We start from the raw sequence: 26,880 nt of genomic DNA on the forward strand, positions 1-26,880 counted from the left end.
TTCCCGCCCCGCGGACCGCAAACCGCCGAACCCTTCCGAAAGTCCAAGCCCTGATGACTCCCACGCAAGCCGCAGAGCCGTCCCCCACTCCCCGGTTCAGCATCATCGTGCCGGCGTACGGGGTCGAGGCGTATCTGCGTGACTGCTTCGACTCCGTACTGAGCCAGTCGTTCCGGGACTTCGAGATCATCGCGGTCAACGACGCCTCGCCCGACGCCTGCGGCGAGATCATGGCCGAGTACGCGGACGCCGACCCCCGTGTCGTGGCGGTGCAGCTCGAACAGAACGTGGGCCTGGGCCGGGCGCGGAACGCGGGCATGGAACGCGCCCGCGGCGAGTACCTGCTGTTCCTCGACAGCGACGACACGATGCTCCCCGGCTCGCTGCTCGCCGTCTCCCGCAGGCTTCAGGAGACCGGCGACCCCGAGCTGCTGGTCTTCGACTACGCCCGCACCTACTGGGACGGCCGGGTCAGCCCCAACGCCAAGCGCTCGGTGCTCACCGCGAGCCCCCGCGAGGCCGTGGGTCTCGACGGCAACCCCGAACTGCTCGAGCTGCTCCAGGTCGCCTGGAACAAGGCCTACCGCCGTGACTTCGTCGAGCGCTGGGGTTTCGAGTACCCCGCGGGCTACTACGAGGACACCCCCTGGACCTACCCGGTGCTGGTCGCCGCCGAGACCATCGCCGTCCTCGACCGGATCTGCGTCCACTACCGCCAGCGCCGCCAGGGCAGCATCCTGTCCTCCGCGAGCCGCAAGCACTTCGAGGTCTTCGACCAGTACGACCTGGTCTTCGCCTTCCTCGCCGCGCACCCCGAGTTCGAGCGCTGGCGGCCCGCGCTGTTCGAACGCATGACCTTCCACCTCGGAGTCATCGAGCGGATGCCGGGCCGGCTGCCCGCCGGGGCCCGCGCCGAGTTCCGCGCCCGCCGCCTCGAAGCCGAGCGGGCCCACCGCCCGGCCGGCTACCGCGAGCCCGAGAACAGTGGCGCCAAGGAGGCCGCACGCCGGCGCCGCCCCGCCGACCGGCTCCCGCGCCGGCTGCGCCCCGCCGCCCGCCGCGCCTACCGCGCCGCCCGCAGGCTCAAGAAGCCCATCCGCCACGCCGTCCTGATGACCTATTACCGGACCCAGCGGATGCTGCCGGTGCAGAAGGACACCGCCGTCTTCGCCGCCTACTGGAACGCCGACTACGCCTGCAACCCGGCGGCCATCCACGAGAAGTTGCGCGAACTCGCCCCCAAGGTCAAGAGCACCTGGGTGCTCAAGCCCGGCGCGCGCAACGCACCGCCGCCCGGCACCGCCGTCGTGCACCCCGGCTCGTTCCAGTTCTGGCGCGCGATGGCCCGCAGCAAGTACTTCGTGAACAACGTGAACTTCCCCACCCTCGTGGTCAAGCGGCCGGGCCAGGTCTTCGTGCAGACCCACCACGGCACGCCGCTCAAGCGGATGGGCGTCGACCTGGTCGATTTCCCGCTCGGCCAGAAGGACCTGGAGATGGACACGCTGATGCAGCGGGTCGACCGCTGGGACTACAGCGTCTCCAGCAACCGCTTCACCACCGCCGTCTGGGACCGGGCCTACCCCTCCACCTACACCTCCCTCGACTACGGCTACCCGCGCAACGACGTGCTGGTGAACGCCCGTGACGAGGACCGGGCGCGGGCCCGCGCCGAACTCGGCATCGCCCCCGATGCCAAGGTCGTCCTGTACGCGCCGACGCACCGCGACTACATGGCCGTACCCCGCCCGCTGCTCGACGTGGAGCACTTCGCGCAGCAGATCGGCGAGGGCTTCACCGTGCTGGTGCGCGCCCACTACTTCAACCTCGGCTCCGGCCCCGGCTCCGCCGAGGGATCCACCGTCGTCGACGTCAGCTCCCACCCCTCGGTGGAGCAGCTGTACCTCGCCGCCGACTGCCTGCTCACCGACTACTCGTCGCTGATGTTCGACTACGCGCTCCTCGACCGGCCGATCGTGCTCTTCGCGAACGACTGGGAGACCTACCGGGCCACCCGCGGCACGTACTTCGACATCCACGCCCAATCTCCCGGCCATGTGGCGGCAACCGAGACCGACCTCGTGGACGTCTTCCTCTCGGGGCGCTGGTGCGACGACACCTCCGCCAAGGCGCGCACCGAGTTCCGCAGGCGCCTGGGTGAGTTCGACGACGGCCGTGCCGCCGAACGTGTGGTACGCAGGGTCTTCCTGGACGACGAGGTCGACCCCCCTGCGGTGATCTCCCCGGAGCGTCCGAGCCGTCCGGCGCGGGGCTAGAGCTACCGTGTCCGGCAAGTCCGGTTGACGAACACCTGTAGAAAGGCGCAGTACCCCAGATGCCTCCCCGTCTGTCACTAGTCGTTCCCTCCTACAACGTGGAACTGTTCCTCGACGAGTGCCTGCAGTCGCTCGCGGACCAGACGTTCACCGACTGGGAGGCGATCGTCGTGGACGACGGCTCCAAGGACGGCAGCCTGACGATCGCCGAAAGGTGGGCGCAGAGAGACTCCCGGTTCCGGGTCGTCGCACAGGAGAACCAGGGACTCGGCCCGGCCCGCAACACCGGTGTCGCCCACCTCACCGAGGGCACCGAGTTCCTCGCCTTCGTCGACAGCGACGACATCGTCCTGCCGGACGCCTACGAGCGGTGCATCGCCAGCCTGGAGGCGTCCGGCTCGGACTTCGTCAGCGGCAACGTCAACCTGCTCAAGGCCGGCGAGATCCTCGTCTCCCCGCTGCACGCCAAGCGGCTGCGCACCGACCGCTCCCGCACCCACATCAGCCGGGACAAGGACCTCGTCTACGACCGCACCGCCTGGAACAAGGTCTTCCGCCGGTCGTTCTGGGACAAGCACGCCTTCCGGTTCCCCGGCATCCTCTACGAGGACGCGCCGGTCACCCTGCCCGCCCACTTCCTGGCCTCCGCGGTCGACGTGCTCAGCGAGCCGATCTACCTGTGGCGCCAGCGCACCGGGGGCGCGCCCTCCATCACCCAGCGCCGCACCGAGCCGGTCAACGTCCGCGACCGCATCCGCTCCTGCGACTCCGTGAGCCGGTTCCTCGCCTCCCAGCCGGGCGAGGCGTACGTCCAGCACAAGCGCTGGTACGACGAGATCTTCATCACCGACGAGCTGCCGCTGTTCATGGGCGTCCTGGACCAGGCCGGGGACGAGTTCCGCGACCTGTTCATGTCCGGCGCCGCCGACTTCCTCAGCCGCGTCGACCCCCGCGTCATGCCCCGGCTGCCCGTCTCGATGCGCCTGAAGTGCCACCTCATCCGCGAGGGCCGGCTCGACGAGCTCATGGAACTGCTCGCCTTCGAACGCGAGGCCGGCCGGGCCGTCCCGGTGGTCCGGCAGGGCCTGCGCTACCTCGCCGACTACCCGGTGATCGACAAGAAGCGCGCCGTGCCCCGCTCCGTGCTGCGCGTCGACTCCGACTTCGCCGCCCGGGCCCGCGCCGAGGAGATCGTCTGGCGCGACGGCCGGCTGCACATCGGCGGCCACTCCTACATCCGCAACCTGGCCGCCGAGCGGCCGCAGCCGACCACCCTGCGCGTGCTGATGCTGCGCGAGACCGGCAGCCGGCGCACCGTCCTGGTCCGCCCCACCCGCACCCAGGCCTCACGCGCCACCCAGACCTCCGGTCAGTCGCTGCACAACTACGACTGGTCGGGCTTCTCCCTCGACCTGGACCCCGCGAAGCTCAGGGCCCGCGGCGGCTGGCGGGACGCCGTGTGGCGGGTCACCGTCGCCACCGTCCAGCAGGGCATCGTCCGCCACACCCGGCTCAAGGCCGGCGAGAGCGGCAGCGCCGAGAGCCCCGCCCCGTTCTGGGTCGACGACGACGTACGGGTCGTCCCGTTCATCAACGACGACCACCTCTACCTGCGGGTCGAGCGGGTCCGCGCCAAGCTCACCGGCCACCGCGTCGAGGACGGCGTGCTGGAGCTGACCGGCGTCCTCGGCCACGAGGCCGCCACCGGCGACGCGCCCCTCACCCTGCGCTTCAAGCACGGCTCGACCGAGGCGAAGCTGGAGTACCCGGTGGAGCGCACCCCCGGGCAGGGCTTCTCCCTGCGGGTGCCGCTCGCCGATCTCGACGTCGAGGGCCGCGACTCCGGGAACCTCGAGGTCGTCGACAAGTGGACGGCCGAACTGCTCGTCGGCGGCGCCAAGCGCGGGCACTCCGTGGCCGTCGACACCGACCGCGACGACCGCGCCCCCCAGCACCCGCTGCACCCTCTGCCCGGCGGACGGGTCGCCGAGTGGGGCGGCCGCGTCACCGCGGTCACGGACGACGGCGTGGGCCGGCTCGCGCTGCGCACCCAGCCCGTCCAGCCCATGGTCGGCGAGCTGTCCGTCACCCCCGAGGGCCGCGTCGTCCTCACCGGCACCCTGCCCGCGACCGTGGACGAGCCCGTCGAAATCGTGCTGCGGCACAGCCGGCACGCCGAGGAGCACGCCCACCCGGCCACCGTCGCCGACGGCACGTTCCGCGCCGACTTCCTGCCCGTGCCCACCAGCATCAGCGAGGTGCCGCTGCGCCAGGGCCGCTGGTACCTGTTCGCCCGCACCACCCGCAGCCGCGTCGAGGTGCCGGTCCGCGTCGTGCCGTCCGCGCGCACCGGCCTGCCCGTGCGCTTCGCCGTCCGCGGCCGCGACTACACCCTCACCCACCGTTTCTTCGACCGGCTGCTGATCGAGGCGGCCCCCGACCTGGGCCCCGAGGAGTTCGGCTGGTTCCGCCAGCGCCAGATGCGCACCGGCGTGTACGCGCAGGCCCGCACCGCGCCGCTGCGCGACACGGTCCTGTACGCCTCTTTCTCCGGCCGCCAGTTCTCCGACTCGCCACGCGCCGTCTACGAGGAGCTGGTGCGCCAGGGCTCCGGCCTGGAGCACATCTGGGTGGTCGAGGACCGCCGCGCCGAGATCCCCAAGGGCGTCAAGGTCGTACGCCGGTGGAGCCGCGACTGGTACGAGGCGCTCGGCCGCAGCAGGTACATCGTCACCAACACCCACCTGCCGCACTGGATCCGGCGCCGTGAGGGCCAGGTGATCGTGCAGACCTGGCACGGCACCCCGCTCAAGCGGATCGGCCACGACATCGACAGCGTCCAGTTCGCCGACCGCAAGTACCTCTCGAAGGTCGCGGAGGAGACGCCGAGCTGGAGCTTCCTCGTCTCACCGAACCGCTTCTCCACCCCGATCATGAAGCGGGCGTTCCAGTACGACGGCGAGATCCTCGAGTCCGGCTACCCGCGCAACGACCTGCTGCTGTCCGACAAGACGCAGGACGTGGCCCGCGCCGTACGCGAGCGAATAGGCCTGCCCGAGGGCAAGAAGGTCGTGCTGTACGCGCCGACCTGGCGGGACGACCAGTTCTACCAGGCGGGCAACTACAAGTTCGATCTGCGGCTCGACGTGCAGAAGGCGCGCGAGCGCCTCGGCGACGACCACGTCCTCCTCATACGCAAGCACTCCAACATCGTCGACGCGGTGCCCGGCGCCGGTGACGGCTTCGTCTTCGACGTGTCCAGCTACCCGGACATCGCCGAGCTGTTCCTGATCACGGACGTCCTGGTCACCGACTACTCGTCGCTCATGTTCGACTTCGCGAACACGGGCCGTCCGATGCTGTTCTTCACCTACGACCTGGAGTACTACCGCGACCAGCTGCGTGGCTTCTACTTCGACTTCGAGAAGCGGGCTCCAGGCCCGCTCCTGCAGAACTCCGACGAACTCATCGACGCGCTGGCCGGGATCGAGGGCATCAGCGCCTCGTACGCGGACGCCTACCGCGAGTTCAAGGAGGTGTTCTGCGACCTCGACGACGGGCATGCCGCCGAGCGGGTGATCACCCGGATGCTGGAGCTCGCGCACCCCGACCGACCCCCTCTTGAGCCCGCGGAGCAGCGTTGAAAGCAACGAGGATCCCCCTTGACCGAGAGCGTCTGAGAAAGCGTCTGGAGCGCATTCCGCCCGCACGACGGCTGCCACTGGCCGTCTACGGCACCACTCAGGTGATCTTCCTGATCTGGTGGGCGGCCTTCTACCCGGGTGGGATGAGCTACGACTCCATCGCGTACGTGTGGCACGTCACCACCGGCCACTGGATGTCGAACCACTCGGTGGCCTACGACGCGCTGGTGTGGCTGTCCCTCAACACCACAGGCGATCTGGCGCTGCTGACGTTCGCTCAGAGCGTCGCCATGGCGTCGGCCCTGGCCTACGTGGCGGTGACGCTGCGTAAGTTCGGAGTGCCGGGCAAGTGGAGCGCGGCGGCCACCGTCGCCTGCGCGGCGGTTCCGTCCATCGGCTCCTTCGTCATCTTCGTCTGGAAGGACGTGCCGTTCGTCATCGGCTCCGTCCTGGCGTTCGGCGCGGCCGGGCGGCTCGTGGTGCGCCGCATGCGCGGGGTGGACTCCGCGCGGGACAAGGCGTTCCGCAACGAGATCGCGGTGCTGTTCGCCGGCTTCCTGTGCATGGGCCTGTTCCGCAACAACGGCCTGCTCGTCGCGGTCATCGCCGCGCCGGTGCTGCTGCTGGTGCTGCCGAGGATGCGCAAGGCTCTGCTGGTCGCCACCGTGGTCCCGGCGCTCATCGCCGGTCTGCTGCAGACCGTGATCTATCCGGCGATCGGCGTCATCACGCCGACGAAGGACCAGGTCTACGCGATGAACTACGCGGACATCGCGGTGGTCTACGGCAAGGCCCCCAAGACCTTCAGCAAGGCCGACACCGAGCTGATGTCGAAGGTGGCCCCGCTGTCGCACTGGGGCGGGAAGGCGGCCAACTGCTACAACGCCGACTGGGCGATGCGGCCGCCGATGAACCGCAAGAAGGCCGACGAGCTCAACAGCCAGCTGCTGGACCTGTGGATGCGGGTGCTGAAGCGGACGCCGGACCAGATGATCGCGGCGCGGCTGTGCCGCTCGCACATCGCCTGGTCGCCGTTCCCCGGCCCGGTCGACATGATGGGCCACACCCTGATCAGCCCGCCGTCCGTACCGAAGAACCTGTTCGGCTGGGCGGACTGGAACGAGGAGATCAGGGACAGCTCCTACCGGCCGGTCCTGAAGATCCGCCCGCTCAACGACCAGCTGCACGACGTGGCGTTCTTCGTCTGGAAGGCCAGCAAGACGCCGCAGCTGCAGTGGCTGCTCTTCCGCGGCGGCACCTGGTGCTACGTGGCGTACGCGGTGCTCCTGACGTTCTCCCGCCGACACCGCTCCTGGGCGCCGGTGGGCCTGATGTCGGTGACGCTGGCGCTGCAGCTGACGGTGGTGGCGGCCAACCCGGCGCCGCTGGCGCGCTACATGTTCGCGCCGATGTTCCTGGGCATCCTGACGCTGCCGCTGCTCGCCGCGAAGCCGCGCTTCGGCAAGCGGACCGACACCGACGCCGGGACCTCCGGCCCGTCCCGCAGGACCGAGGACGAGGACACGTCCTCCGCCGACGACCGGGACACCCAGCCGACGCCGGTCGCCTGACACGACGAAGGGTCCGCCCGCACCCCCCGAGGGGGTGCGGGCGGACCCTTCGCGCGTTCGCTCAGAAGGCGTCGAACTCGTCGAACTCCCGCTCCGCCTCGTCCCGTTCGGCCTGGCGGTCGCGGCGGCGCTGGGCGGCCGGGCGGGGGGCCTCGAAGCGGTGGTCCTCACCGCGCCGGCCGAGCATCTCCGCGCCGGTCGTCATGGACGGCTCCCAGTCGAAGACGACCGCGTTCTCCTCGGGCCCGATGGCCACGCCGTCCCCGGCGCGGGCGCCGGCCTTCATCAACTCCTCCTCCACACCGAGGCGGTTGAGCCGGTCGGCGAGGTAGCCGACGGCCTCGTCGTTGTTGAAGTCGGTCTGGCGCACCCAGCGTTCGGGCTTCTCGCCGCGGACGCGGTACAGGCCGTCCTCCTCCCGCGAGACGGTGAAGCCGGCGTCGTCGACCGCCTTGGGCCGGATGACGATGCGCGTGGCCTCCTCCTGCGGCTTGGCGGCCCGCGCCTGCCCCACCAGGTCGGCGAGGGCGAAGGACAGCTCCTTGAGCCCCGTGTGCGCCACCGCGGACACCTCGAAGACACGGTAGCCGCGCGCCTCCAGGTCCGGGCGCACCATCTCCGCGAGGTCCTTGCCGTCCGGCACGTCGATCTTGTTCAGGACGACGATGCGGGGACGGTCGCCGAGCCCGCCGTACTGCCGCAGCTCCTCCTCGATGACGTCGAGGTCGGAGGCGGGGTCGCGGTCGGACTCCAGCGTGGCGGTGTCCAGGACGTGCACGAGGACGCTGCACCGCTCGACATGGCGCAGGAACTCCAGGCCGAGCCCCCTGCCCTGGCTCGCGCCCGGGATCAGACCGGGCACGTCGGCGATGGTGTAGACGGTCGAACCGGCCGTCACCACACCGAGGTTGGGCACCAGGGTCGTGAAGGGGTAGTCGGCGATCTTCGGCTTGGCCGCGGACAGCACCGAGATCAGCGAGGACTTGCCGGCGCTCGGGTAGCCGACCAGCGCCACGTCGGCGACGGTCTTCAGCTCCAGGACGATGTCCTGGAGGTCGCCCGGCTCGCCGAGCAGTGCGAAGCCCGGGGCCTTGCGCCGGGCGGAGGCGAGAGCGGCGTTGCCGAGGCCGCCCCGGCCGCCCTGTGCGGCGATGTACGACGTGCCGTGGCCGACGAGGTCGGCGAGGACGTTGCCCGCCTTGTCGAGGACGACGGTGCCGTCCGGCACGGGGAGGACCAGGTCCTGGCCGTCCTTGCCGGAGCGGTTGCCGCCCTCGCCGGGCTTGCCGTTGGTGGCCTTGCGGTGCGGGGAGTGGTGGTAGTCGAGCAGCGTGGTCACGGACTGGTCGACGGTGAGCACGACGTCACCGCCGCGCCCGCCGTTGCCGCCGTCCGGGCCGCCGAGCGGCTTGAACTTCTCCCGGTGGACGGAGGCACAGCCGTGACCTCCGTTACCCGCGGCGATGTGCAGCTCGACGCGGTCCACGAAGGTGGTCATGGTTCGGTGCCTCCAGAGAAACGTACGTCTGTGTTGTGTGGTGTAACACGCGAAAGGCGGACCCGCCTTCCCGCCCGGGAAGTGAGGTCCGCCTCGCGTAAGCGTCCGATCAGCCGACCGGGACGATGTTCACGACCTTGCGGCCGCGGTGGGTGCCGAACTCCACCGCGCCCGGCAGCAGCGCGAACAGCGTGTCGTCGCCGCCACGGCCGACGCCGGCGCCGGGGTGGAAGTGGGTGCCACGCTGGCGGACCAGGATCTCACCCGCGTTGACGACCTGACCGCCGAAGCGCTTCACGCCGAGCCGCTGGGCATTCGAGTCGCGACCGTTCCGGGTGGACGATGCGCCCTTCTTGTGTGCCATCTCTCCTCAGTCCCTTACTTCGCAGCCGCGGGGATCTCAGTGACCTTGATCGCCGTGTACTGCTGGCGGTGGCCCTGACGACGGCGGTAGCCGGTCTTGTTCTTGTAGCGCAGAATGTCGATCTTCTGGCCCTTGTGGTGGTCCACGACCTCGGCCTGGACCTTGATGCCGGCCAGCACCCACGGGTCGCTGGTCACAGCGTCGCCGTCGACAACGAGCAGGGTCGAGAGCTCGACCGTGTCGCCAACCTTGGCGGTGGAAATCTTGTCAACCTCAACGATGTCGCCGACAGCAATCTTGTGCTGGCGACCACCGCTGCGCACGATGGCGTACACGCGGATCTCACTCTCTCGCTCGGGAACGGCACCCCCGCAGTCCAGCCGCCGGGCGGAACGCCACGAGCGGACCTCTCCCGGCCGCCGAGGCACCCGGGAGGAAGAGGTTTACGGGGATGTGGCGCGCCACACGACACGCCGACGGTCAAGGTTACGGGGCGGCTGGTCAGGGGTCAAACCGGCCGAGTCCGGCCCCGGACAGCAGGGGCGGGCGGGGGCGGACGAACGCGCGGGGGCCGGTGAACGCCGAGGGGCCCCCGGTCGGGGGCCCCTCGGTTCAGCCCATCACTGCTCGGCCCTCGACGGTTCAGTCCTCGTCGGTCGTGGCCGACACCGAGGGCGTGGTGCGTCGCGCCGCCGCCGTCGTCTTCTTGGCCGTGGACTTCGCCGCCGCCTTCTTGGCCGTCGTCTTCTTCGCGGCCGTCTTCTTGGCGGCGGTCTTCTCCGCCGTGGCCGTCGCCTTCTTGGTGGCGGCCTTCTTCGCCGTGGCCTTCTTGGCGGTCTTGCGGGCGGCCTTCTTGGCCGGGGCCGCCGCGGTCTCGGCAGCCGGCTCGGCGGCCTCCGCAGCGGCGGTCCCCGCCTCCGCGGTCTCCGTCCCGGCCGCCTCCGACGGGACGACCACGACGGCCGTCTCCTCGGACGCGGTGGGCGCGGTGGCCTTGCGGACGGCACGACGCCTCGGACGGGCCGGAGCGGCGCTCTCGGCGGCGGCCGGCTCGGCCGGGGCCTCAGCGGCCTCGGCCGCGGCCTGCGCCGCCGGCTCGGGCTGCTCCGCCGGGGCCTGAGCGGGTGCGGTCTCGGCGACCGTCACCACGGCGCTCTCCGCCCCCGCGGGCGACCCGGCCGGCGCGGACGCCTTACGGGTGGCACGGCGGCGCGTACGGCCCTTCGGCGCGGCCTCCTCGACGGCAGGGGCCTCGGCAGCCGGCGCTTCCGCGGCCGGGGCCTGGGCGGCGGCCGCCTCGACGACCGGGTCCTCCGCGGCGATCGGCTCGGCCTGCGCCGTGGCGGACTCGGCCGGCAGCACCGGACGCTCGGCCTCCTGCTCGGCGGTGACGTCCTGCGCCGTGGGCACCGTCTCCCCGGGCTCCTCCGAAGCGGCAGCCGCCCGCCTTGCGTTACCCCTCGGCGCGCCCGCCGGAGCGGACACCCGGCGGCTCGCGCGACGCCGGCCGCGACCGCGCGTGGCGGCGGCCTCCGCCTCGGCGACGCTGCTGTACAGCTCCTCGTCGGGCGCGAAGTCGGGCGCCTCCAGGGCGACCGGCTCGGCGACCTCGGCGGCGACCTCGGCCTCGGACTCCGCGTCGGCGACGGCCGGCAGGGCCTCCGCCTCGGTGGCCTCCGCGGTCACGATCTCGTGGTCGTGCTCGTGGCCCTGTCCGTCACCGCCGCGACCGCGCTTCTTGCGCTTGCCGCCACCACCGGAGACCGACGGCTGGTCCAGGTGCACGATGACACCGCGCCCGTTGCAGTGGACGCAGGTCTCGGAGAACGACTCCAGCAGCCCCTGCCCGACCCGCTTACGGGTCATCTGCACGAGCCCCAGCGAGGTCACCTCGGCGACCTGGTGCTTCGTACGGTCCCGGCCCAGGCACTCCAGGAGGCGCCGCAGGACGAGGTCCCGGTTGGACTCCAGCACCATGTCGATGAAGTCGATCACGATGATGCCGCCGAGGTCGCGCAGCCGCAGCTGACGCACGATCTCCTCGGCCGCCTCCAGGTTGTTCCTGGTGACCGTCTCCTCGAGGTTGCCGCCCTGACCGGTGAACTTGCCGGTGTTGACGTCGACGACGACCATCGCCTCGGTCCGGTCGATGACCAGCGAACCGCCGCTGGGCAGCCAGACCTTGCGGTCCAGCGCCTTGGCGAGCTGCTCGTCGATCCGGTAGGTGGCGAAGACGTCGACCTCGGAGGTCCACTTCGACAGCCGATCGGCCAGGTCCGGCGCGACGTGCGAGACGTACCCGTGGATCGTCGACCAGGCGTCGTCACCGCTGACGACGACCTTGGTGAAGTCCTCGTTGAAGATGTCCCGCACGACACGGACGGTCATGTCCGGCTCGCCGTAGAGCAGCGAGGGGGCACTGGAGCCGCCGTTCTTGGCCTTCTTCTGGATGTCCTCCCACTGCCCCTGGAGCCGCTCGACGTCCCGGCGCAGCTCCTCCTCGCTCGCGCCCTCGGCGGCGGTGCGCACGATGACGCCCGCGTCCTCGGGGACGATCTTCTTGAGGATGGTCTTCAGCCGGGCCCGCTCGGTGTCGGGCAGCTTGCGGCTGATGCCGGTCATCGAGCCCTCGGGCACGTACACGAGGTAGCGGCCCGGCAGGGAGACCTGGCTGGTGAGACGGGCGCCCTTGTGCCCGATCGGGTCCTTGGTGACCTGGACGAGGACCGACTGGCCCGACTTCAGGGCGGACTCGATACGGCGCGGCCCGTTGGCCATGCCCAGCGCCTCGAAGTTGACCTCGCCGGCGTACAGGACGGCGTTGCGGCCCTTGCCGATGTCGATGAAGGCGGCCTCCATCGACGGCAGCACGTTCTGGACCTTGCCCAGGTAGACGTTGCCGACGTACGAGGTCGACTGCTCCTTGTTGACGTAGTGCTCGACGAGCACGCCGTCCTCCAGGACGCCGATCTGCGTGCGGTCGCCGTGCTGGCGGACGACCATCACACGCTCGACCGCCTCGCGACGGGCGAGGAACTCCGCCTCGGTGATGATCGGCACACGACGGCGGCCCTGCTCGCGGCCTTCCCGGCGGCGCTGCTTCTTCGCCTCCAGGCGGGTCGAGCCCTTGATGGACTGCACCTCGTCGGACGGCTCGCCGGCCTTGCGCGGCTCGCGGACCTTGACGACGGTGCGCTCCGGGTCGCCCTGGCCCGGCTCGGTGTCGGGGGAGCTGTCCCCGGCGCGACGGCGACGGCGGCGGCGACGGCGGCTGCCCGCGGTGGAGCCGGCGGCCTCGTCCCCCTCGTCGGCGTCCTCGTCGTCCTGCTCGGCGGTGTCCTCGGCGTCCTGCTCGGCCTGCTCGGCGGCCAGGTCGTCGGAGTCGGCGTCCCCGGACTCGCCGTCCGAGGCGTCACCGCGACGGCGACGGCGGCCGCCCCGGCGGCGACGGCGACGCGAGCCGCCCTCGTCGCCGTCGTCATCGCCCTCGGCCAGCTCGTCGGCGCCCTCGGCGCCGTCCGCGGTCTCGGCCGACTCGTCGGCGTACTCGGGCTCGGGCTCCTCCGACTCCGTCTCGTCCTCGGCGGACGGCTTCACGGTCTCGGCGGCCTGGGTGCTCGGGGCGCTCTGACGCGCGGTCTCGGCGGCCTCCTCGCCCTGGCCGGCTCCCCGGCGGCGACGGCGGCGGCGCGCCCCGGTCTGCTCCTCCGAGGGCTCCTCGGTCCCGGCGGTCTGCGCGGGCTGGGCGACCTCGACGGGCTCCGCCTCGGCGGCCGCGGCTTCGGCGGCCGCGCGCTCCGGGGTCTGGAAGCGGGGCTCGGTGAAGACGGGCGCCTGGAAGACGGCGACGGCGGGGCGGGCGGGACGACGCGGCCCGTCGCCCTCGTCGCCGGCCGGACGCGCGGGCTCGGAGAAGCCGACGGCGGCCTTGCGGACCGCCCGGCGCCTCGGCCGGCGGGGAGCGGCGTCCTCGTCGGCCTGGGGAGCGGGTGCCTCGGCGGCGGGCTCGGCGGGCGTCTCGGCCTCACGGGTCTCGACGGCCGCGGTCTGCTCCTCGGCCGGCGTGGACGCCTGGCGCGTGGCACGACGACGCGTACGACGCGGGGCGGCCTCTTCGGCGGGGGCCTGCTCGGCGGGGACCTCTTCGGCAGCCGGGGTCTCGACGGCCTGGGGAGCCTCGACCGGCACGGCGGCCTCCGTCTCCTGCGGCGCTCCGGCGGGCGCGGAGGCGCGCCGGCTCGCACGACGACGGGTGCGGGGGGCGGGCGCGGCCTCGGCGGCGGGCTCCCCGGCGGTGTCGGCGGTCGCCTCGTCGGCGCCGCCCGCGGGCGCGGCGGCCACGGCCTCCGTCGCCTCGGCGGCGGTGGCGGGAGTGGCCACGCGCCGCGTCGCGCGACGACGGGGGCGGGGCGGGGTGGCGTCTTCCGTCACGGCGGTCTCCTGTGCGGCGGCCTCCGCGACGGGCGCTGCCGCCTCGGCGGGAGCGATGGTCTCGGCGGTCACCACGGTCTGCGCCGCGTCCGGGGAACCGGCGGGCGCGGAGGCGCGGCGGGTGGCGCGACGGCGCGGACGCGCGGGCGCGGCCTCGGCCGCCTCCGCGGCTTCTTCCGTCCCGTCGGTCCCGGCGGCTTCGACGGTCTCGACCGTCTCGTCGGTCTTCTCCTCGTCGATGTCGTCCGCCAGGTCGGCGGAGGCAACGGCCGCGACGGCCGGCGCGACGGTCTCTGCCGGGGCGTCGGCGGCAGCGCCCACCGGCGGACCGGCGGGGCGGGAGGCGGCACGGCGCCGACGACGCGGCGGCAGGGTGTCGCTGGGGGTGTTGTTCTGTTCTTCGGAACCCTGGATGGGTTCGGTCGGCTCGAGCATGCGGGTGTGTCTCCCGTCAGGCTCCCGGGCGCCGCGCTGGTCCGGCGCCGATCAGGGATCGGTCGCCGTTGACGTCCGCGGCTCGCGCTGTGCGCGGTGCCGCCGTCCGGGGCGCGGCCGCCGCACGGGAGCTCTCTGTGTCCTGTCTCGCCGGTTCCGTACGCCGATTTGCCCACGGCCTGGCGAAAGTCTTCTGGTCGGTGCGCTGCCCGACCCAGGTGGCTCCCGAGTACGAGGGCGGCGCTACGACGTCCGTCCCTGTGCGGAACCTTCCTTACGCCGGCGCCTTCGCGGCGGCAGTCGCATCGGCCGTCGAACTGGCCCCGGCTGCCTCGCGGTCGGGCGCGAGCGGGTCGGTCACCGCGCCGGTCTCTTCATCGAACAGCCCCTGCGCCAGCCTGGTCACCGCTGCGGGGACCGGCGGCGCCAGGTCGGCCACGGCGCGGAGACCGGACAGGACGTCGTCGGGTCGTACGGCAGGCGTCACGTGCCGAACAACCAGCCGCAGTATCGCACAGGGCTGGTCGATAGGCCTATCAGCCTGGGGAAGGTGCGTTTCCAGCCGGACCACGGCGGAGCGGGCGTCGAAGGTGCGGACGCCGTTCTTGGTGCGGCGCTGGACCTCCACGGTGTCGGCCGTGTCGAACGCGGCCACCGCGCGCTCGGTGTCCGCGGGGTCCACGCCGTCCAGGCGCAGTTCCCACACGGAGGCCGTGAGCCGGTCGGCGAGGCCGGAGGTGCGGGCCTCGACCGCCTCGACGATGTCCAGCCCGTCGGGCATCGACTCGTCGAGCAGTTCACGCAGCTTCTGCGGGTCTCGCGCCTCGGTGAGCGCGATCTCCAGGTACTCCGCCTCACTGCCCGTGCCGGTGGGTGCGGCATTGGCGTACGACACCTTCGGGTGCGGCGTGAACCCCGCCGAGTACGCCATCGGCACCTCGGCACGGCGCAACGCGCGCTCGAAGGCGCGCTGGAAGTCACGGTGGCTGGTGAACCGGAGGCGGCCGCGCTTGGTGTAGCGCAGTCGGATGCGCTGCACCGCGGGTGCGGGCGGCGGGCCTTCGGGCTGTCGCTTGCCCAGTGTCGTTCAGTCCTTCGTGAGAGCGGTCGTACTGCTACCAAGAGTACGTGCCCCGCGGGCCGAAGGTTCCCGGCGGCCGCCGGTCTCGCGCCCGCGGGGTGCGCCGGGTTCCCCGAGGAACAGCCGGCGGACGTCGGCGCGGGCCTGCCGGGCGGACTCCCGTACAGCGCTCAGCGCCTGCCGTGCCGTGCGGCGGGCCGCACGGGCGGCCCGGGCGGCCGGGCGCAGCACCGCGTCGCGGACGACGTGCCCGACGGGCGTCAGCACCGTGCGGTACACCCAGCGCGCGGGCTCCACGAGGGTCCACCGCAGGAGGACGCCGAGGAACCGTCCCACGGCGAGCGACACGTGTCCCGCGATCCGCCAGGCGTGTCCGAGGGCGTCCCGGATCTCCCGGCCGACGACGAGGAGGACCCGGCCTGCGGGGGCGAGGACCCAGCGGTAAAGGAAGAGCGCGGGCAGCACGAAGAGTATCCGCCCGGTCCGGTACAGAACCCAGCCGATCGCCCGCCCGACGGGGACGAGGACCCATTCGAGGAGCCGGCGGGCCGGGACCACGATCAGCCAGTGGGCGAGCCAGGCGAGGGCCCGGGCGACGGGGACGACGACGTGTGCGCAGAGCCACAGCAGCGGCGTGACCACCAGCACGCGGACGAGCCGGGCGAGGGCCCGGGCGACAGGGACGACGATGCACCGCCACAGCCAGCCGAGCGGCCGGACGACGAGGACCTCGCCCAGCCACAGCAGGGCCCGGCCGCACGGCCGCAGCACCGCGTCGCGCAGCAGGCGGCCGGCCACGACGAGCGCGTCCCAGGCCATCCTCACCGGCACGACCAGTACGAACGCGACGATCCGCACGGGCAGCCGGAGGGCGACGACGAGACACCCTTCGGGGTCCGGCCGCGCGGGCCGGTCCGCGGGCTTCTTCTGGAGGTCCATGCCCAGGTGGACGCCGTGGCCGCCCGTCCGGATGCGCTGTCGCCCGTCCGGATTCGCCCGGCGTCCACGGCGTTAGCCCGATACGTCGATTGTCGGCGCGTTCCGCCCCCGTAGGCACCGCTGCCTCCTGTGTTCCCGTCACGCTCGCACTCGGGTTCAGGGGAATCGCCCGAACCGGGAGAGCAAGGAGCACGAAGATGAGTCCTGTCCTCGGGACACCGCCCTCATGTCTCGGGCCGTCGGCACGCGCCGGGTTCGGAAAGGCGGGCCTGGCCGCCACCCTCGCGCTGCTGCTGGCGGCGGGCGCGGCCGGCCCGGCCTCCGCGACGGCGGGGAGCCCGGCGGGCCCCGCGACCGGCAGTGCGGTCACCACGGTGGTCACCCCGGCCGACGCCTGCGAGCCGACGGCCCCGAGGCCGGCCCACGAGAAGCCCGGCCAGGCCAAGCCGTCCCCCCACAAGCCGCACCAGACCAAGCCCGGCCCGGCCAAGCCCGCCACGCAGAAACCGGGCGCCTCCGGACCGGCCGGCCACAAGCCGCACCAGACCAAGCCCGGCCCCGCGAAGCCCGCCACACACAAGCCCGCCACGCAGAAACCGGGCGCCTCCGGACCGGCCGGCCACAGGCCGCACCAGACCAAGCCCGGCCCCGCGAAGCCCGCCGCGCAGAAGCCGGGCGCCACGCAGCCCGTCTCCCACCGGCCCGGCCAGACCAAGCCGGGACCGGCCAAGCCCGCCGCGCACAAGCCCGGCGCCGTGACAGCGGCCTCCCACAAGCCCGGCCGGACCAAGCCGGGACCCGCCAAGCCCGCCTTCCACAAGCCGGGGGACGCCGCGTCGCGGGGCGGGCGCGGTGACAAGGAGTGCAAGGACCCGAAGGGCGAGTACGGCCACGGACCCGGGCAGACGGGCCCGGCCGCACCCGGCGGCGCCCGCGTCCCGTGCTCCGACATCGACGCCCTGCGGGCCGAGGCCGGCGTCGAGTACCGCGGCGTGCTGACCGGCGGACGCTACTACGCGGGCGTCCGTGACATCGCGGGCGACGGCGACCGCCCCATGCTGTGGACCGACCTCACCGGCAACGAGGGCTACCCAGCCGGTATCAGGGGCGCCGGCCTCCCCTGCGCGGCCGCGGTGTCGGGACTCGCGGAGACCGACACCGTCGCCTTCGACGTCCTCACCACCACCGGACGCGTCTACGAGATCACCTGCACCAGGGAGATCAACGACAGCGACGCGTCCATCCTCGACTGCACCGACCAGGTGTGGGCGGAAGTGTCGCTGCGCCCGAGGAAGGGCGCCCTGAACAGCGGGACCACCCCGGCGTCCTGACGCCGCGCCGGAATGCGAGAGGGGCGTCCGAAGGGTCACCGACCCCTCGAACGCCCCGCTCCCGTCAAGCGGAACTCGCTCAGTGGCTGTGCCCGCTGCCCGCGGGCTGCTTCACCGAGAGCGGCAGCAACTTCTTCCCCGTCGGCCCGACCTGGATCTCGGTGCCCATCGCCGGGCACACGCCGCAGTCGAAGCACGGCGTCCAGCGGCAGTCCTCGACCTCCGTCTCGTCGAGGGCGTCCTGCCAGTCCTCCCAGAGCCAGTCCTTGTCGAGACCGGAGTCCAGGTGGTCCCAGGGCAGGACCTCCTCGTAGCCGCGCTCACGGGTGGTGTACCAGTCCACGTCGACGCCGAACTGCGCCAGCGCCTTGTCCGCGCAGCTCATCCAGCGGTCGTAGGAGAAGTGCTCGCGCCAGCCGTCGAAACGGCCGCCGTCCTCGTAGACGGCGCGGATGACGGCACCGATACGGCGGTCGCCCCGCGACAGCAGGCCCTCGACGATGCCGGGCTTGCCGTCGTGGTAGCGGAAGCCGATCGAACGGCCGTACTTCTTGTCGCCGCGGATCTTGTCGCGGAGCTTCTCCAGCCGGGCGTCGGTCTCCTCGGCGGACAGCTGCGGCGCCCACTGGAACGGCGTGTGCGGCTTGGGCACGAACCCGCCGATCGACACCGTGCAGCGGATGTCGTTGGAGCGGGAGACCTCGCGGCCCTTCTGGATGACGTTCATCGCCATGTCGGCGATCTGGAGGACGTCCTCGTCGGTCTCCGTCGGCAGACCGCACATGAAGTACAGCTTCACCTGCCGCCAGCCGTTGCCGTAGGCGGTGGCGACCGTGCGGATCAGGTCCTCCTCCGAGACCATCTTGTTGATGACCTTGCGCATGCGCTCGGAGCCGCCCTCGGGGGCGAAGGTGAGACCGGAGCGGCGGCCGTTCCTCGTCAGCTCGTTCGCCAGGTCGACATTGAAGGCGTCCACACGCGTCGACGGGAGGGACAGGCCGATCTTGTCCTCCTCGTAGCGGTCCGCGAGGCCCTTGGCGACCTCGCCGATCTCGCTGTGGTCGGCGGAGGAGAGCGACAGCAGGCCGACCTCCTCGAAGCCGGTCGCCTTCAGGCCCTTGTCGACCATCTCGCCGATGCCGGTGATCGACCGCTCACGGACCGGGCGGGTGATCATGCCGGCCTGGCAGAAGCGGCAGCCGCGGGTGCAGCCGCGGAAGATCTCCACGGACATCCGCTCGTGGACCGTCTCGGCCAGCGGGACCAGCGGCTGCTTGGGGTAGGGCCACTCGTCGAGGTCCATGACCGTGTGCTTCGACACACGCCACGGCACGCCCGAGCGGTTGGGGACCACACGGCCGATCCTGCCGTCGGGCAGGTACTCGACGTCGTAGAACGCCGGGATGTACACCGCGCCGGTCCTGGCCAGGCGCAGCAGCACCTCCTCGCGGCCGCCGGGGCGGCCCTCCGCCTTCCACGCGCGGATGATCTCCGTCATGTCCAGCACGGCCTGCTCGCCGTCCCCGATGACGGCCGCGTCGATGAAGTCGGCGATCGGCTCGGGGTTGAAGGCCGCGTGGCCGCCCGCGAGGACGATCGGGTCGTCGATCGTGCGGTCCTTGGACTCCAGCGGGATGCCCGCGAGGTCGAGGGCGGTGAGCATGTTCGTGTAGCCCAGCTCCGTGGAGAAGGACAGGCCGAACACGTCGAAGGCCTTCACCGGGCGGTGGCTGTCCACGGTGAACTGCGGGACGCCGTGCTCCCGCATCAGCTCCTCCAGGTCCGGCCACACGCTGTACGTGCGCTCGGCGAGGACGCCCTCCCGCTCGTTGAGTACCTCGTAGAGGATCATGACGCCCTGGTTGGGCAGACCGACCTCGTACGCGTCCGGGTACATCAGCGCCCAGCGGACGTCACAGTCGTCCCAGGGCTTGACGGTGGAGTTCAGCTCGCCGCCCACGTACTGGATCGGCTTCTGCACATGCGGGAGCAGAGCTTCGAGCTGCGGGAAGACCGATGCGACAGGCATCTCTCGAACCTTCTTGAGCTGGCAGGGGTGACCATCAAGCGTAACGCGCCCCCGGCGGCCCTCGGACCGCCCGGGAATCACGCCGACATGGGCCGCTGCACTCTGATCGACTGCAGCAGCCCCACCGCCACCCACACCGCGAACATCGACGATCCGCCGTACGACACGAACGGCAGCGGGAGTCCGGTGACCGGCATGATGCCCAGCGTCATGCCGATGTTCTCGAACGCCTGGAAGGCGAACCAGGCGACGATCCCGGCGGCGACGATCGTGCCGTACAGCTCGGTCGTCTCCCGGGCGATGCGGCAGGCGCGCCACAGGACGACGCCGAGCAGGACGATGATCAGGCTGCCGCCGACGAAGCCGAGCTCCTCACCGGCGACCGTGAACACGAAGTCCGTCTGCTGTTCGGGCACGAACTGACCCGTCGTCTGCGAGCCCTGGAAGAGTCCCGCTCCGGTCAGTCCGCCCGAACCGATCGCGATCCGGGCCTGGTTGGTGTTGTAGCCGACGCCCGCCGGGTCGAGGCTGGGGTTGGCGAAGGCCGCGAAGCGGGCGATCTGGTACTCGTCGAGGATGTGCAGCTGCCAGACGGCGATCGCGCCGGCCGCACCCGCGGTGATCAGGCCGAAGACCCAGCGGTTGGATGCGCCCGAGGCCAGCAGCACCCCCAGCACGATGATGACCATGACCATGACCGATCCGAGGTCGGGCATGAGCATCACGATCATCATCGGCACCGCGGCGAGACCCAGTGCCTGAAGGACCGTGCGATGGTCGGGGTGGGGCTTGTCACCGGCGTCTACCCGCGCCGCCAGCAGCATCGCCATGCCCAGGATGATCGTGATCTTCACGAACTCCGAGGGCTGGAGCGAGAAGCCGCCGCCCAGCACGATCCAGGAGTGCGCTCCGTTGACCGTGGAGCCCAGCGGGGTGAGCACCAGCAGGATCAACAGCACCGACAGCCCGTAGAGGACCGGCACCGCGTTGCGCAGGGCGCGGTGGCCGAGCCAGACCGTCCCGACCATCAGGGCGAGTCCGATCCCGGTGTTCATCACATGCCGGATCAGGAAGTAGTACGGGTCGCCCTGGTTGATCTCGGTGCGGTTGCGCGTCGCCGAGTACACCAGCACCGAGCCGATCAGCGACAGGGCCGTGGCCGACAGCAGGATCGGCCAGTCCAGACGCCGGGCGACCGAGTCGCGGGCGAACAACCGCGTCCAGCCGGCCCGCTGCGGCCCGTACCCGGAGACGGAGAACCCGTTCGCGCCGGTCATGAGCTCACCCTCCGGCTTCCCCGCCCGCGCGGACCGCGCCGTCGTCGCCGGGTGTCACGGTTGGCCTCGGGCGAGGCCACCGTCGCCGCCGGCTGCGAACCGCCGGCCGCAGCCGCGCCCTCCTCGGGGGCCTTCTGGAAGGCCTGCTGCTCCTTCGCCGGGTCCTTGGAGATCTTCGGGGCCGCGATGGTGCCGTCCGTCTTGATCGTGGGCAGGCCCTTCTGCGGGGTGGGCAGCAGCGCGTTCTTCGGGGTGATCGTGCCGTCGTCGGAGATGCCGTACAGCGCGTCGTATATGTTGCGCACGGCCGGGCCGGAGGCCCCGGAACCCGTACCGCCCTGGGAGATCGTCATCACGATCGCGTAGTCCTTGGTGTACGTGGCGAACCACGACGTCGTCTGCTTGCCGTAGACCTCGGCGGTGCCCGTCTTGGCGTGCATCTGGATCTTGTCCTGCGGCCATCCGCCGAAGCGCCAGGCGGCGGTGCCGCGGGTGGCGACGCCGGCGAGGGCCTCGTCCATCTGCGCCAGCGTCTGCTTGCTGACGGGCAGCTTGCCGTGCGACTTCGGCTTGATCTCCTTGACGCTCTTGCCGTCGGCGCTGATGACGGCCTTGCCGACCGTCGGGTCGTAGAGCGTGCCGCCGTTGGAGATGGCCGCGTAGATGGTGGCCATCTGAAGGGGCGTCACCAGGGTGTCGCCCTGGCCGATGGAGTAGTTGATCTCGTCACCGGCGCGCATCTTGTTGCCTTCGAGGCAGTTCTCGTACGCGATCTTCTCGACGTAACTGCCGTCCTTCTTCCCCGTCTTGCACCAGGCGCTCTTGTTGGCGTCCCAGTACGCCTGCTTCCACTCGCGGTCGGGGACGCGGCCGCTGACCTCGTTGGGCAGGTCGATCCCGGTCTCCGCGCCGAGGCCGAACTGGTGGGCCGTCTTGTAGAAGAAGTCCTTGGGCTTCTTCTTCGGGTCGATGCCGCCGTCCTTCTGCCACTCGCGGTGCGCCAGCCCGTAGTAGACGGTGTCGCAGGAGACCTCCAGCGCGCGGCCGAGGCTGATCGGGCCGTGGTTCTGGGACTCGAAGTTCTTGAAGACCTGGCCGCCGACCGAGTACGAACTGGAGCAGTTGTAGCGGCCGTCGAAGGGGTAGCCGGCCTGGACCGCGGCGGCCGTGGAGACCACCTTGAACACCGAGCCGGGGGCTGCCTGACCCTGTATGGCCCTGTTGAGCAGCGGGTAGTTCGAGGACTTGCCGGTGAGCCGCTTGTAGTCCTTGGCGGAGATGCCGCCCACCCAGGCGTTCGGGTCGTAGGTCGGGTTGGACGCCATGGCGACGATGCGGCCGGTCTTGGCCTCCATGACCACGACCGCGCCGGAGTCGGCCTTGTAGCGCTCGTTGGTGTTGCGGTCCCACTCCTTGCGGGCGGCCTTCATCGCCTCGTTGAGCTCGAACTCGGCGACCCGCTGCACCCGGGCGTCGACGCTGGTGACGAGGTTGGAGCCGGGCTGCGCCGCGTCGGCCTCGGCCTGGCCGATGACCCGGCCGAGGTTGTCGACCTCGTAGCGGGTGACGCCGGCCTTGCCGCGCAGTTGCTTGTCGTACTGGCGCTCCAGGCCGCTGCGGCCCACCTGGTCTGAGCGCAGGTAGGGCGAGTCGGTGTCCTGGGCCTTGGTGATCTCCTCGTCGGTGACCGGCGAGAGGTACCCGAGCACCTGGGCGGTGTTGGCGGCGCCGGGGGCCGGGTAGCGGCGCACGGCCTCCGGCTCGGCGGTGATGCCGGGGAAGTCCTCGGCGCGCTCGCGGATCTGCAGGGCCTGCTTGGCCGTGGCCTCGTCGGTGATCGGGATCGGCTGGTACGGCGAGCCGTTCCAGCAGGGCTGGGGCGTCTGCGCGTCGCACAGCCGGACCTTCTGGGTGACCTCCTCGGCGCTCATGCCGAGGACGCCTGCGAGCTTGGTCAGGACGGCCTTGCCGTCGTCCTTCTGCTTCAGCAGGTCGGTGCGGGAGGCGGAGACGACGAGGCGGGTCTCGTTGTCGGCGAGGGGCACGCCCCGCGCGTCCAGGATGGAGCCGCGCACGGCGGGCTCGACGACCTGCTGGACGTGGTTGCCGGAGGCCTCCTTGGCGTAGGCGGCGCCCTCCCTGATCTGGAGGTACCACAGCCGGCCGCCGAGGGTGCCGAGCAGGGAGAGGACGAGGATCTGGATCACGACGAGCCGGATCTGGACCCGTGGCGTCCGCCCGGTCTCGGGAATGTTGGTCACTGCGGCTGCCTCCCCCTCTCGGTGCGCTGACGTGCGTCTCTCTGTGCGGATGCGGATGTCGCCGCGTACGAATGATGAACGTCCGGCGCGCTCCGCCCCGTTCCGCCGGGGCCGTCCCCCGTCCGGGTGAACTCGCCACCGCTCACAACCGCTTGACCCCCTTGATGCGCCCGGCCCGCGCCACCCGGGCCCGGGCCGCCCTCATCCGCAGTCCGCCGCGCTGTCCCCCGACCCTCAGGCCCGTCCCGGAGGAGTGCCAGCCGGAGGAGATGTCGGCGGCCTTGCCGCCGGAGGTGGTCTCGGCGAGCGGGTCGTTCTCCGTGCGCCGGGCCAGGAACATCACGCCCGGCACCACGAACGGGGCGAGCAGCAGGTCGTACAGAGCCGCAGAGAACAGCAGGCCGGTCAGGCCGACGCCGCGGGCCGCGGTGTCGCCGACGAGGGCGCCGACGCCCGCGTACAGCAGGGTGGAGCCGACCGCGGCGGCCACGACCACCACCATCGGCCCGGTGGCCGACTTGACCTGGCCGTTCTCCGGTTTGACGAGCCCGGCGAGATAGCCGATCACGCACAGCACCAGGGCGTAGCGCCCGGCGGCGTGGTCGGCGGGCGGCGCGAGGTCGGCGAGCAGTCCCGCGCCGAAGCCGATGAGAGCGCCGCCGACATGGCCGTAGACCAGGGCGAGCCCCAGCACGGTCAGCAGCAGCAGGTCGGGCACGGCGCCCGGGAGGTGGAGGCGGGCGAGGACGCTCACCTGGACGACCAGGGCGACGATCACCAGGGGCACGGAGAGCAGGATCCGGTTGACGCGCATTCGTTGTCAGCTCCTACTGCTGGTCCTGGCCGTCGGCGGGTGCGTTCGCGTTCGGGGTGACCGTGACGGTCACCGTCGGCGTGGGGACCGGCTTGGGCTTGGCGGGGAGCACCGTGTCACGCGGGTCCTTCTTCGGGGCCTCGACGACGACTCCGACGATGTCCAGCTTGGTGAAGCTGACGTACGGCGTGACGTAGAGCGTGCGGGTGAGGTCGCCGCCCGAGGGGTCGACGCGGGAGACCACGCCGACGGGGACGCCCGGCACGAACGGCCGGTCCGCCTGGGAGCCGAAGGTGACGAGCCGGTCGCCCGCCTTCACCTCCGCCTTGCCGTTGAGGAGTTCGACGCGCAGCGGCCGGTCGCCCTGCCCGGAGGCGAAGCCGAGTTCGTCGCCGGCCTCCATGCGCGTGCCGACCGTGAAGTCGGGGTCGTTGGCGAGGAGCACGGTCGCGGTGTTCGGGCCGACGGTCGTCACCCGGCCGACGAGGCCGTCGGCGTTGAGGACGGTCATGTCGCGCTTGACGCCGTCGGCGGCGCCGATGTCGATGGTGACGGTCCAGGAGAAGCCCTGCGCCGCTCCTATCGCGATGACCTGGGCGCCCTTGATCCCGTACTGGCCGGCGCCGGCGAGCTTCAGCATCTTGTCGAGCTGCGTCAGCCGGCTGCGGTTGCGGTCGTCGCTGCCGAGTTTCGCCTCGAGAGCCGCGTTGCGCTGCTCCAGCTCCGCGAGCCGGTCGTGGCGCTCACCGGAGTCGCGGACCGCGGAGACGGCGTTGCCGACCGGGTCGACCGCCGAGGACACGCCGTCCTCGATGGGGCCGAAGGCCGCGGCCGCGGCCCGTCGGGCACCGTCGACCGGGGAGTCCTCCCCGCCGCGGATGTCCACCGTGATCAGCGCGAACGCGACGGCGACCAGCAGCACCAGGAGCAGCCGGCTCTCTCGTGTGTCCCTCACGTGCGGCGGCCGTGCCCTTCCTCTGTAGGAATTTCCTCTGCGGGAATTCGGGTGGCCCCCGGCCTGTGCGGCCAAGGGGCGCTTTGTGGGAGCTTATGCCTCTATTGCAACGATCCGCCGCACGAGGAGAGATCGTCTCGTACGGCGGAATCGAAGCGTTACGTCATCTGCGCGGCGCCGCGTCCAGGACCTGCTGGAGCGCCTCGAACTCCTCGACGCACTTGCCGGATCCGAGCGCCACGCTGTCCAGCGGGTCCTCGGCGATGTGGATCGGCATGCCGGTCTCGCGCCGCAGCCGCTCGTCGAGGCCGCGCAGCAGGGCTCCGCCGCCGGTGAGGACGATGCCGCGGTCCATGATGTCGCCGGACAGCTCCGGCGGGCACTTGTCGAGGGTGGTCTTGACCGCGTCGACGATGGCGTTGACCGGTTCCTCGATCGCCTTGCGCACCTCCGTGGCGGAGATGACGACGGTCTTCGGCAGCCCGGAGACCAGGTCCCGGCCGCGGATCTCGGTGTGTTCGTCGGCGTCGAGGTCGTACGCCGAACCGATCGTGATCTTGATCTGTTCGGCCGTCCGCTCACCGAGGAGGAGGGAGTACTCCTTCTTGATGTGCTGGATGATCGCGTTGTCCAGTTCGTCGCCCGCGACGCGGATGGACTGGGCGGTGACGATGCCGCCGAGCGAGATGACCGCGACCTCCGTGGTGCCGCCGCCGATGTCCACCACCATGTTGCCGGTGGCCTCGTGGACCGGCAGACCCGAGCCGATGGCCGCGGCCATGGGCTCCTCGATGATGTGCACCTGGCGCGCGCCGGCCTGCGTCGACGCCTCGATGACGGCGCGGCGCTCGACGCCGGTGATGCCCGAGGGCACACAGACGACGACCCGCGGGCGGGCGAGGTAGCGCCGCTTGTGGATCTTCAGGATGAAGTAGCGGAGCATCCGCTCGGTGATCTCGAAGTCGGCGATCACGCCGTCCTTCAGCGGACGCACGGCGACGATGTTGCCGGGCGTGCGGCCGATCATCTTCTTGGCTTCGGCCCCGACCGCGAGGATGCCACCGGTGTTGGTGTTGATCGCGACGACGGACGGCTCGTTGAGTACGATCCCGCGACCCCTGACGTACACCAGCGTGTTGGCGGTCCCGAGGTCGACAGCCATGTCACGGCCGATGAACGACATTGAGTTCCCCATCAGGATTCGACAGGCCTTCCCATGAGCTTTTGAGGGCTTCTCAGGTCGGCGAGGTGGGTGCTGTGACGTGAAGGCTTCCATCGTAGACGCGCCTGCACGGACACTGCGCGAGGGTCTTCGCCATTGTCAGCAGATGCCGGAGCGCCTCGCTTGTGGAGACGGTCCATAGGGGGCATCCGTTCCCTCGATCGCCACGCATATGCCGAGGGACGGCCGAAAAGGACACGGCCGTGCCAGGTCAGACGGACGGTCGGGGTAACGGCCCATCAGAAAAATCCGCGAAACCTTCGCGGGAGGCGGGACCCGCCGCGCCGGCGCGGCCCCGCCGCCCGTCTCCCGGGGTCGCTCAGGCCCGGCCCGGGAAGAAGATCTTCACCTCGCGCTCGGCGGACTCCTCGGAGTCGGAGGCGTGGATCAGGTTCTCGCGGACGATGACGCCGTAGTCGCCGCGGATGGAGCCGGGCGCGGCGGCGATCGGGTCGGTGGGGCCGGCGAGCGCGCGCACGCCCTCGATGACCCGCTCGCCCTCCACGATCAGCGCGACGACCGGCCCGGACGACATGAACTCCACGAGCGGCTCGTAGAAGGGCTTGCCCTTGTGCTCGCCGTAGTGCTGCTCCAGCGTGTCCTGGTCCAGCGTGCGCAGCTCCAGCGCGGTGATCCGCCAGCCGGCCTTGCGCTCGATGCGGCTGATGATCTCGCCGGTCAGGCCTCGACGGACGGCGTCGGGCTTGAGCAGGACGAGGGTGCGCTGGCTCACGGGAGGACTCCTTCTACTG

Annotated in this window: 17 protein-coding genes; 4 read left to right on the forward strand and 13 right to left on the reverse strand. The window is 71.5% G+C overall.

The genetic code is table 11. The annotated features are described in order from the left end of the window. Nucleotides 1–53 precede the first annotated feature (53 nt). Genes ACIOC0_RS12490 through ACIOC0_RS12500 form a run of 3 tightly spaced genes read left to right on the forward strand, consistent with a single transcriptional unit; the run spans nucleotide 54 to nucleotide 7,491 of the window. Nucleotides 54–2,276, forward strand: coding sequence for a CDP-glycerol glycerophosphotransferase family protein (locus ACIOC0_RS12490; protein WP_402154996.1), 2,223 nt, complete (start codon nucleotides 54–56; stop codon nucleotides 2,274–2,276). 59 nt (nucleotides 2,277–2,335) lie between these two features. Further along, nucleotides 2,336–5,920: a CDP-glycerol glycerophosphotransferase family protein gene (locus ACIOC0_RS12495; protein WP_402154998.1), complete on the forward strand. Its 3,585-nt coding sequence runs from the start codon at nucleotides 2,336–2,338 to the stop codon at nucleotides 5,918–5,920. After that, complete coding sequence (locus ACIOC0_RS12500) at nucleotides 5,917–7,491, forward strand: DUF6020 family protein (RefSeq protein ID WP_402154999.1); 1,575 nt, start codon at nucleotides 5,917–5,919, stop codon at nucleotides 7,489–7,491. The genes ACIOC0_RS12495 and ACIOC0_RS12500 overlap by 4 nt, the downstream gene beginning before the upstream one ends. 61 nt (nucleotides 7,492–7,552) lie before the next feature. Here the strand turns inward: ACIOC0_RS12500 and obgE are convergent, their stop codons facing one another. The 6 genes from obgE to ACIOC0_RS12530 form a co-directional block, all read right to left on the reverse strand. Further along, a complete protein-coding gene (obgE, locus tag ACIOC0_RS12505; protein ID WP_402155000.1) occupies nucleotides 7,553–8,989 on the reverse strand; it encodes a GTPase ObgE in 1,437 nt (478 codons plus the stop codon). Nucleotides 8,990–9,098: 109 nt separating this feature from the next. After that, nucleotides 9,099–9,353 (reverse strand): 50S ribosomal protein L27, encoded by a 255-nt coding sequence (rpmA, locus tag ACIOC0_RS12510; protein ID WP_130436790.1) that lies wholly within the window; start codon nucleotides 9,351–9,353, stop codon nucleotides 9,099–9,101. A 14-nt stretch (nucleotides 9,354–9,367) separates the two neighbouring features. After that, on the reverse strand, nucleotides 9,368–9,688 hold the full coding sequence (gene rplU, locus ACIOC0_RS12515) for a 50S ribosomal protein L21 (protein ID WP_402155001.1): 321 nt from the start codon (nucleotides 9,686–9,688) through the stop codon (nucleotides 9,368–9,370). A 307-nt stretch (nucleotides 9,689–9,995) separates the two neighbouring features. After that, complete coding sequence (locus ACIOC0_RS12520) at nucleotides 9,996–14,219, reverse strand: ribonuclease E/G (RefSeq protein ID WP_402155002.1); 4,224 nt, start codon at nucleotides 14,217–14,219, stop codon at nucleotides 9,996–9,998. Between the two features lie 274 nt (nucleotides 14,220–14,493). Next, nucleotides 14,494–15,258, reverse strand: coding sequence for a TIGR03936 family radical SAM-associated protein (locus ACIOC0_RS12525; protein WP_402155003.1), 765 nt, complete (start codon nucleotides 15,256–15,258; stop codon nucleotides 14,494–14,496). A 48-nt stretch (nucleotides 15,259–15,306) separates the two neighbouring features. After that, a complete protein-coding gene (locus ACIOC0_RS12530; RefSeq protein ID WP_402155004.1) occupies nucleotides 15,307–16,239 on the reverse strand; it encodes a hypothetical protein in 933 nt (310 codons plus the stop codon). Between the two features lie 197 nt (nucleotides 16,240–16,436). Between ACIOC0_RS12530 and ACIOC0_RS12535 the strand changes: the two genes are divergently transcribed. Continuing rightward, complete coding sequence (locus ACIOC0_RS12535) at nucleotides 16,437–17,570, forward strand: hypothetical protein (RefSeq protein WP_402155005.1); 1,134 nt, start codon at nucleotides 16,437–16,439, stop codon at nucleotides 17,568–17,570. A 79-nt stretch (nucleotides 17,571–17,649) separates the two neighbouring features. Here ACIOC0_RS12535 and ACIOC0_RS12540 read toward each other — a convergent pair whose 3' ends face one another. From ACIOC0_RS12540 to ndk, 7 genes are all read right to left on the reverse strand, one after another. Beyond that, entirely contained in the window at nucleotides 17,650–19,599 is a 1,950-nt protein-coding gene (locus ACIOC0_RS12540) for a TIGR03960 family B12-binding radical SAM protein (RefSeq protein WP_130436785.1), read from the reverse strand. 77 nt (nucleotides 19,600–19,676) lie between these two features. Next, entirely contained in the window at nucleotides 19,677–20,876 is a 1,200-nt protein-coding gene (gene rodA / locus ACIOC0_RS12545) for a rod shape-determining protein RodA (RefSeq protein WP_402155006.1), read from the reverse strand. Then, nucleotides 20,873–23,137, reverse strand: a complete 2,265-nt coding sequence (mrdA, locus tag ACIOC0_RS12550; RefSeq protein ID WP_402155007.1) for a penicillin-binding protein 2 — start codon at nucleotides 23,135–23,137, stop codon at nucleotides 20,873–20,875. The genes rodA and mrdA overlap by 4 nt, the downstream gene beginning before the upstream one ends. Nucleotides 23,138–23,279: 142 nt before the next feature. After that, on the reverse strand, nucleotides 23,280–23,951 hold the full coding sequence (mreD, locus tag ACIOC0_RS12555; protein ID WP_351091013.1) for a rod shape-determining protein MreD: 672 nt from the start codon (nucleotides 23,949–23,951) through the stop codon (nucleotides 23,280–23,282). A gap of 13 nt (nucleotides 23,952–23,964) precedes the next feature. Continuing rightward, nucleotides 23,965–24,906: a rod shape-determining protein MreC gene (gene mreC, locus ACIOC0_RS12560; protein WP_402155008.1), complete on the reverse strand. Its 942-nt coding sequence runs from the start codon at nucleotides 24,904–24,906 to the stop codon at nucleotides 23,965–23,967. 163 nt (nucleotides 24,907–25,069) lie between these two features. Then, nucleotides 25,070–26,089: a rod shape-determining protein gene (locus ACIOC0_RS12565; RefSeq protein ID WP_402155009.1), complete on the reverse strand. Its 1,020-nt coding sequence runs from the start codon at nucleotides 26,087–26,089 to the stop codon at nucleotides 25,070–25,072. 358 nt (nucleotides 26,090–26,447) lie between these two features. Further along, nucleotides 26,448–26,861: a nucleoside-diphosphate kinase gene (gene ndk, locus ACIOC0_RS12570; protein ID WP_351091008.1), complete on the reverse strand. Its 414-nt coding sequence runs from the start codon at nucleotides 26,859–26,861 to the stop codon at nucleotides 26,448–26,450. Nucleotides 26,862–26,880: the final 19 nt, after the last annotated feature.

It is taken from the genome of Streptomyces sp. NPDC088254 (assembly GCF_044740925.1).
In the GTDB taxonomy this organism is placed as follows: domain Bacteria; phylum Actinomycetota; class Actinomycetes; order Streptomycetales; family Streptomycetaceae; genus Streptomyces.

Bases quoted from the DNA above. Each gene is read 5' to 3' on its own strand.
- ACIOC0_RS12490 (WP_402154996.1), top strand. From the start codon at position 54: ATGACTCCCACGCAAGCCGCAGAGCCGTCCCCCACTCCCCGGTTCAGC.
- ACIOC0_RS12495 (WP_402154998.1), top strand. From the start codon at position 2,336: ATGCCTCCCCGTCTGTCACTAGTCGTTCCCTCCTACAACGTGGAACTG.
- obgE (WP_402155000.1), bottom strand. From the start codon at position 8,989: ATGACCACCTTCGTGGACCGCGTCGAGCTGCACATCGCCGCGGGTAAC.
- rpmA (WP_130436790.1), bottom strand. From the start codon at position 9,353: ATGGCACACAAGAAGGGCGCATCGTCCACCCGGAACGGTCGCGACTCG.
- ACIOC0_RS12520 (WP_402155002.1), bottom strand. From the start codon at position 14,219: ATGCTCGAGCCGACCGAACCCATCCAGGGTTCCGAAGAACAGAACAAC.
- ACIOC0_RS12530 (WP_402155004.1), bottom strand. From the start codon at position 16,239: ATGGACCTCCAGAAGAAGCCCGCGGACCGGCCCGCGCGGCCGGACCCC.
- ACIOC0_RS12535 (WP_402155005.1), top strand. From the start codon at position 16,437: ATGAGTCCTGTCCTCGGGACACCGCCCTCATGTCTCGGGCCGTCGGCA.
- ACIOC0_RS12540 (WP_130436785.1), bottom strand. From the start codon at position 19,599: ATGCCTGTCGCATCGGTCTTCCCGCAGCTCGAAGCTCTGCTCCCGCAT.
- rodA (WP_402155006.1), bottom strand. From the start codon at position 20,876: ATGACCGGCGCGAACGGGTTCTCCGTCTCCGGGTACGGGCCGCAGCGG.
- mreD (WP_351091013.1), bottom strand. From the start codon at position 23,951: ATGCGCGTCAACCGGATCCTGCTCTCCGTGCCCCTGGTGATCGTCGCC.
- ACIOC0_RS12565 (WP_402155009.1), bottom strand. From the start codon at position 26,089: ATGTCGTTCATCGGCCGTGACATGGCTGTCGACCTCGGGACCGCCAAC.